This is a genomic window from Streptomyces longispororuber, assembly GCF_014656095.1.
GTDB classification, from domain to species: Bacteria; Actinomycetota; Actinomycetes; order Streptomycetales; family Streptomycetaceae; genus Streptomyces; species Streptomyces longispororuber.
Genome location: NZ_BNBT01000097.1, coordinates 26,261 through 33,416 on the forward strand (window position 1 = coordinate 26,261; position 7,156 = coordinate 33,416).

Consider the following 7,156-nt stretch of genomic DNA (forward strand, 5'->3'; position numbering starts at 1 on the left):
GGCGCCCGTCGGGCAGTGGCGCCCGTCGGACAGTGGCGTCTCGCCGTCAGACGGTGGTGACGACGTCCGCGTACGGCAGCCGCGGCGCGTGCGGGAACCAGGTGTCGAGCCCGGGCCTGCCGATGTGCACGACCATCAGCGGCTCGTGGCTGGTGGCGAGTATCGCGACGAGCGGGGCGGACGCGGTCTTGGCGCGGTTGCCCTCGGTCATGTGCGGTACGAGGGGTGCGCGGGCCTTGGGGGTGCGGACCAGAGGCACGCGCAGGGGTGACTGGTTGAAGGCGGTAGGGCCGTACTTGACGAGGTCGTAGATGGCCTGGACCTGCTCGTCGGTGACGGTGGCGCCGCTGGGGAGTTGGCGGTACGGGCTTCGCGGAAGCGCAGGTCCTGGGCGTTGGGGGAGAGGACGCGACCGGTCGTTGCGGTGTCGTCCCCAAGCCTGGTGTCGTCCCCAACCCCGGCGGCGGCAGCGGAAGTGGCGGAGGTGGTGACGGCGGAAGTGGCGGTGACGGGGACGGTGACGGCGGAAGTGGCGGTGGCGGCGGTGACGGGGGCGGTGACCTCGGCGGGCATGCCTGCTCCTTCAGTTCTCTTCGCGTTCGCTCTCTCCACCTTCGCCTTCTGAGAGGTGAGAGTCTTAACGTTGAGATAAAAACACCCAGGCTCCTTCAACGTCAAGTGTCTTAACATTGAGAAGATGCCCGTTGAGAAGCCGAGTCAGGGAGAGTGGCCCGCATGAGCGACGCCGTGGACGCCATCGTCGAGCAGTGGGAGAAGGAGCGGCCCGAGCTCACCGAGTCCCTGTGGCCGGTGCAGCTCCTGGCCCGTGTGCAGCGCATGCACCGGGTCATGGAGCGCGAGGCGAAGGCCTTCGGCGCGCGCCACGGCGTGGAGAACGGCGAGTTCGACGTGCTCACCACGCTGCGCCGCTCCGGCCCGCCGTACGCCCTGACCGCGGGCGCCTTCCTGAAGGCCGCCATGGTCACCTCGGGCGCGATCACCAACCGGATCGACCGCATGGAGGCCAAGGGTCTGGTCGAGCGGGTCCGGGACGGTGCCGACCGGCGGACCGTGAAGATCCGCCTCACCGACCACGGCAAGGAGCTTACGGACAAGCTGATGGTCGAGCACCTGCGCAACTACGACCGGCTCCTCGACGGCCTCGACCGCGAGGAGGTCGAACGCGCCGCCGAGCTGCTCCGCAAGTTCCTGGAGCTGCACGGCGACACGTCGATCAAGTAACCGCCGGGGCACACCCCGACGGCCCCTCCGCCCACCGGGCGCCCCGCCCCGACCCGAGCCCCGCCGCGATACCCATGCCGTACAAGCGCCGTCGGCTGATCTCGTACGAGGCGTCGTGCGCGACCCAACAGTCCCTCCCGGCCCGGCAGCTCCGGCCGCGCCGCCGTGCGCCATGTGGTTCCGGGCAGAAGGGACAGAGGCAGAAAGGACAGAAGCAGAAAGAACAGAAGCAGCGGGAGGGAGAAGGGCAGGAGGGCAGGAGAAGGCGGCGGCGGGCGCCGCGGGCGCCGCGGGCGCCGCCGCGGGTGCGGTCCGCATGGAGCGCGCCGCGCCCGCCGAGGTCACGCCCGCGGAGCGCGAGCCGCTGACCGGGCTCTTGGGGCGGGGTGCGCCGCCCTGCGGGAGACGGTCCGGCCCGAGGAGGGCCAAAGCGGAGCCGCGGGGCCGCGGAGGCCCGTATACCCGCCACCCCGGCGGCAGCCGTTTTCGGCCATGAACGGGACACGTCAATCGTGTTACGTCCGAACCCGGCCCTTGTGGGTTGTCTGGGGATCCGTCAATCTTTCGACGGCGACAGAGAGTTGAACATTGATCAACTCGGGTCGACATGTCACCTCTGCATTGTCATGCCCCTGTCGCATCCCCCACCGGCGCACCACCGATCGAGGAGGACCCCTCAGATGGCAGTGACGCGTCACCCCCGCCGAAGACTGGCCGGCGTCGGCACCCTCGCCCTGACCGCAGCCACGGCCGTCGCCCTCGGCGTCGTGTCCGCGCTCCCCGCGAGCGCGCAGCCGCAGGCGGCCGAAGGCCGGATCCAGTACGCGGGCGCCCCCGGCGCCGTCGCGAACAGCTACATCGTCACGCTCGACGAGGACGCCGCGAAGGCCGACTCCGCCAAGGGCCGCGCCCTCGCGAAGAAGCACGGGGCGGAGATCGAGCGGACGTACAAGAAGGTGCTCAACGGCTACGAGGTGCATGCCTCCGAGGCCGAGGCGAAGCGCTTCGCCGCGGACCCGGCCGTCGTCTCCGTCGTGCAGAACCGCACCTACACGGTCGCCGCCACCCAGCCCAACCCGCCGTCGTGGGGCCTGGACCGCATCGACCAGCGCAACCTCCCGCTGGACCAGAAGTACACCTACCCGGACAAGGCCGGCGAGGGCGTCAGCGTCTACGTCATCGACACCGGCGTCCGCAAGACCCACCAGGACTTCGGCGGCCGCGCCGTCGACGGCTACGACGCCATCGACAACGACAACACCGCCCAGGACGGCCACGGCCACGGCACGCACGTCGCCGGCACCGTCGGCGGCACCGCGCACGGCGTGGCCAAGAAGGCCCGGATCGTCGGCGTCCGCGTGCTCAACAACCAGGGCTCCGGCACCACCGCCCAGGTGGTCGCGGGCATCGACTGGGTGACGCGCAACGCCACCAAGCCCGCCGTCGCCAACATGAGCCTCGGCGGCCCCGCCGACAGCGCGATCGACACGGCCGTGCGCAACTCGATCGCGGCGGGCATCACCTACGCGGTCGCGGCGGGCAACGAGTCCACCAACGCCTCCACCCGCTCCCCGGCCCGCGTCGGTGAGGCCATCACCGTCGGCGCCACCACCAGCACCGACGCCAAGGCCAGCTACTCCAACTTCGGCACCGTCCTCGACCTGTTCGCGCCGGGCTCGAACATCACCTCGGCGTGGAACACCAGCGACACCGCGACCAGCAGCATCTCCGGTACGTCGATGGCCTCGCCGCACGTGGCGGGCGCCGCCGCGCTGTACGTCGCCGAGAACCCGTCGGCCACCCCGGCGCAGGTCTCCCAGGCGCTGACCTCCGCCGCCACGCCGAACGTGGTCGGCAGCCCGGGCACCGGCTCGCCCAACCGCCTGCTGTACGTCGGCGGGGGCGGCACCAACCCGCCGGGGCCGAAGTTCGAGAACGGCGCGGACTTCTCCATCACCGACAACTCCTCCGTGGAGTCCCCGATCACGGTCTCCGGCGTCCCGGGCAACGCCCCGGCGTCGCTGAGCGTGCCGGTCGCCATCAAGCACACGTACGTCGGTGACCTGAAGATCGAGCTGGTCGCCCCCGACGCCTCCTCGTACGTCCTCAAGGACTTCGGCGCGGGCGGCAGTGCGGACGACATCAACACCTCCTACACCGTCAACGCGTCCTCCGAGATGGCCAACGGCACCTGGAAGCTCCGGGTGACCGACAACGCCGACCGCGACGAGGGCACGCTGGACAGTTGGGGCCTGCAGTTCTGAGCGGACCGACCAGCCGCGCGCCCGGCTGAGTGAGTGACCTCGTCCCCGCGGTACGGCCCCGAGCCGGGCCGCGGGGACGAGGCGTGTCCGAAGGAGCCGCCGGGGAGCCCGGGCGCGGCCCGTCCGCGGCACCGGGGAGCCGGGTCGCGCGGGCGGCGCCCGGCCGGTTCCTGGACCGGGTCGAGAAGGGGCCGGGAGGGCGGAGCGCCAACTCCGCCGAGGCTCAAGGTAGTTGAGCCGTATAGTGCCGGAAACCTCCTGCGTAAAGCCCTGCGGACCGGGAAATCATCACTTCGAGTGATTCCTTGGCCTAGGGTTGCGGCCAACAACCGTCGGTTGCCAGGCTGTTGCTGTCTGTCAACCTGATGGGAGTGGCCAGTGACTTTCGGTGAGCAGCCGGCGTATCTGCGCGTCGCGGGTGATCTCCGCAAGAAGATCGTCGACGGTTCGCTGCCTCCGCACACCCGGCTGCCCTCACAGGCCAGGATCCGCGAGGAGTACGGCGTCTCGGACACGGTCGCGCTGGAGGCCCGCAAGGTCCTGATGGCCGAGGGCCTGGTCGAGGGCCGCTCCGGCTCCGGCACCTATGTGCGCGAGCGCCCCGTCCCGCGCCGCATCGCGCGCACGGGGTTCCGCGGCCCCGGCGCCTCCTCGCCCTTCCGCCAGGAGCAGGCCGCCGACGGCGTCCGCGGCACCTGGGAGTCCCGCAGCGAACAGGCCGAGGCGAGCGGCGCGGTCGCCGAGCGGCTCGGCATTCGCGTCGGCGACCGCGTGATGTGCACCAAGTACGTCTTCCGCGACGCGGGCGAGGCCATGATGCTCTCCACCTCCTGGGAGCCCCTCGCCGTCACCGGCCGCACGCCGGTCATGCTCCCCGAGGAGGGCCCCCTCGGCGGCTGCGGCGTCGTCGACCGCATGGCCGCCATCGACGTGGTCGTGGACAACGTGGCGGAGGAGGTCGGCGCCCGCCCCGGCCTCGCCGAGGAGCTCCTCGCCCTCGGTGGCGTCCCCGGCCACGTCGTCCTCGTCGTGCAGCGGACGTACTACGCCTCCGGCCGCCCCGTCGAGACCGCCGACATCGTCGTGCCCGCCGACCGGTACCGGGTCGCGTACCACCTGCCCGTCCGCTGAGCCCCGGCGCCCGGGCCCGGGCCGGGCGCCGCCGGATTCTGGCCGTTCTCGCCGCAGGTTCCGGCGGTCCGCGCGAGGGTGCCGCCGACCGCCCCGACCGCGCGGGGCGGCGGGGCGCACAACGGCGGGGTGGTTGTGTCAACAGCGTGTAAAGGGAGGGGAGTTACCGCCCGTCGCGGCCGGTCGCAGTCGTGAAAGGGGGCGCATCCGCACGGGTGCGCCCCCTTCGTGCTGGCCGATTGCGTATCTCTTTGTGCAAAGTCGTATCCGCTGCGTAAAGGTCGGGCGTAAGCTCGGGCATATGCGGATTGCGGTTTCCTTACTGATCGAGGCGTGGGGCGCGCCGGGGGCAGGGAGCGGAGGGACGGCATGAACGACGGGACGGTCGTACTGCCCTGGCTCGTGATACGGCAGGACGACAACGGCAACTGCTACCGCGTCGGCAGGTACGCGACCAAGGCCGAGGCCCAGAGGATCGCCGACCGTCTCGACGACCGCGGCCCCAAGCGGCTGTACTGGGTGGAGCGGCTGAACCAGAACGGCGGGCGCTGACGGCCCGGGCGTAGGCTCCGGCGCATGGCTGAGCGGATCATGGTGGTGGGCGCCGCCCTGTACGACGACGCGGGGCGCCTCCTCGCCGCGCGGCGCAGCGCGCCCGTGGACCTCGCCGGGGGCTGGGAGCTGCCCGGCGGCAAGGTGGAGCCCGGTGAGCGGGACGAGGACGCGCTGGCGCGGGAGCTGAAGGAGGAGCTGGGCGTCGACGCGGAGGCCGTGGCCCGCGTCCCCGGGGAGTTCCCCCTCGGCCGCGGCTACGTCATGCGCGTCTGGCGGGCCCGGCTGCTGGCCGGTGAGCCCCGGCCGCTCCAGGACCACGACGCGCTGCGCTGGCTGGAGCCGGATGCCGTGTGGTCGGTGCCGTGGCTGCCCGCGGACGTGCCCGCGGTCCGCGCCCTGGGCGTGCCGCCGGCCTGACCGGCCGCGGTGGCCTGGTGCCCCGCCGCGCCCCGCCGTGCCGTCTGGCGGGCGGCGCCCGGGCGGCCTGGCGCACGGCTTGGCGCACGGCGCCGCGGGACGCCCCGCGTGACCGGGCGCGCCGTCCCTGGGCATGCCCCGCGCGAACCGGCGTGCCGCCTTCCGGAACGCCTCGCCCGGGCGGCGTGCCGTCTTCCGGGCTGCCCTGCCCGACCGGCATGCCGTCTTCCCGAAACGCCTCCGCCTGACCGGCGTGCCGTCTTCCCGAATCGCCCTGTCCGGCCGGCGTGCCGTTCTCCCGAACCGCGCCGCCTGGCTGGCGTGTCGTTTTCTCGGACCGCGCCGCCTGACCTGCGTGCCGTCTCCTGGGGGCCTGCGGGGTCGCGCGCAGGGGCCGGAACGGGCGGGGGCGCGCGGGGTTCGTCAAGGGGGAGTACCCGCGCCGCGTACGCCGTTCGTGCCACAGTGCCCCCCTGAGCACGGTACTCCTGCCGGGATATCGGGTATGTGCCCATTAACCCCATGAAACCGGACATGATTCCGTCGCTCGGCTGGGAAGTGATCGGCGTGCTCGACACCGAAGGCGACTGCGCCGAGTGGGACTTTCCCGCGGACCCCGGCGCGGTGCGCACCGCCCGCGCCGTGGTCCGGCGCCAGCTCGGCGAGTGGGGTCTCGCCCCTCTGGGCGACGTGGCCGTCCTGCTGGTCAGCGAGCTGGTGACCAACTCCCTGCGGTACACGGCGGGCCCCATCGTCGTCCGGCTCGTCCGCCCCACGGGCCCGCTCGGCGTCCTGCTCGTGGAGGTCTCCGACCCGGTGCCCGACCCGCCGCGCGAGCGCGTCGCGGCGCCCGACGACGAGGGCGGCCGGGGCATCCAGCTCGTCGCGAGGTCGTCCAGCCGCTGGGGCACGCGCCCGGGGCGTACGGGGACCGCGGGGAAGACGGTGTGGTTCGAGCTGGCGCTGCCTGGTTAGGAGACAGGGAGCGTCGGTACGTAGTACAAGTGCGCGGGCCGAGCACAAGGTGGTCACGGGCCAAAAAGCGGTGAGACCGTGCTGTGATCGTGAACGGCGTGTGGGGCGGCACCGTAGTGCTGGATACTGCGGGCAGCCACATCCGGTGACCGGTGCCGGACGCGGTGAGCTGGAGGGGACGGTTCGCGTGAGCGAGATACCAGCGAAGGCGACGGGTTCGACGCGGCCGACGGCGTGGACGGGGCAGACATCCCCGTCGGCGACCGGAAGGCCGGGCGGAACCGCGGCGTCGGGCGCGGCCCGCGGTGCGCGTGCCTCCGCGAGCGGCGGGGCGGACGCCCCGGTCGGCGGCCGGGACGGCCACGGCCCCACCCGCGCGGACGCCACCGGATCCGAGCGCTCCGCGGGCACCGCGGGACCCGGGCGTCCCACGGGCGCCACCGGACCCGAGCGCTCCACCGGCACGCCCCAGGGCGCCGCGCGCGACGCGCCCGACGACACCCCCGGGGCCGCCGCGCACCGCGTACCGGAAGAGGCGGGCGGCGCCGCGCGGCCGGACGGCGGCGACGGCG

The 7,156-nt window shown here is 73.0% G+C and carries 7 protein-coding genes and 2 pseudogenes; 8 read left to right on the forward strand and 1 reads right to left on the reverse strand.

Translation table 11 applies throughout. The features are described from left to right. Positions 1-46: 46 nt before the first annotated feature. Positions 47-384 (reverse strand): annotated as a pseudogene (locus tag IE330_RS25580) (nitroreductase family protein). Positions 385-484: 100 nt separating this feature from the next. Here IE330_RS25580 and IE330_RS25585 point away from each other — a divergent pair. From IE330_RS25585 to IE330_RS25620, 8 genes and pseudogenes are all read left to right on the forward strand, one after another. Next, positions 485-625, forward strand: a complete 141-nt coding sequence (locus tag IE330_RS25585; protein ID WP_229925915.1) for a hypothetical protein — start codon at positions 485-487, stop codon at positions 623-625. 110 nt (positions 626-735) lie between these two features. Continuing rightward, entirely contained in the window at positions 736-1,242 is a 507-nt protein-coding gene (locus tag IE330_RS25590) for a MarR family winged helix-turn-helix transcriptional regulator (protein WP_190138472.1), read from the forward strand. 680 nt (positions 1,243-1,922) lie between these two features. Further along, positions 1,923-3,506, forward strand: a complete 1,584-nt coding sequence (locus tag IE330_RS25595; RefSeq protein ID WP_190138473.1) for a S8 family peptidase — start codon at positions 1,923-1,925, stop codon at positions 3,504-3,506. A 378-nt stretch (positions 3,507-3,884) separates the two neighbouring features. After that, complete coding sequence (locus IE330_RS25600) at positions 3,885-4,637, forward strand: GntR family transcriptional regulator (protein ID WP_190138474.1); 753 nt, start codon at positions 3,885-3,887, stop codon at positions 4,635-4,637. A 369-nt stretch (positions 4,638-5,006) separates the two neighbouring features. Beyond that, positions 5,007-5,189: an SPOR domain-containing protein gene (locus tag IE330_RS25605; RefSeq protein ID WP_190138475.1), complete on the forward strand. Its 183-nt coding sequence runs from the start codon at positions 5,007-5,009 to the stop codon at positions 5,187-5,189. A 24-nt stretch (positions 5,190-5,213) separates the two neighbouring features. Continuing rightward, a complete protein-coding gene (locus IE330_RS25610) occupies positions 5,214-5,609 on the forward strand; it encodes a (deoxy)nucleoside triphosphate pyrophosphohydrolase (RefSeq protein ID WP_190138476.1) in 396 nt (131 codons plus the stop codon). Between the two features lie 522 nt (positions 5,610-6,131). After that, positions 6,132-6,584: an ATP-binding protein gene (locus IE330_RS25615; protein ID WP_229925913.1), complete on the forward strand. Its 453-nt coding sequence runs from the start codon at positions 6,132-6,134 to the stop codon at positions 6,582-6,584. A 187-nt stretch (positions 6,585-6,771) separates the two neighbouring features. Next, a pseudogene (locus tag IE330_RS25620) lies at positions 6,772-7,156 on the forward strand (hypothetical protein); the annotation flags it as partial.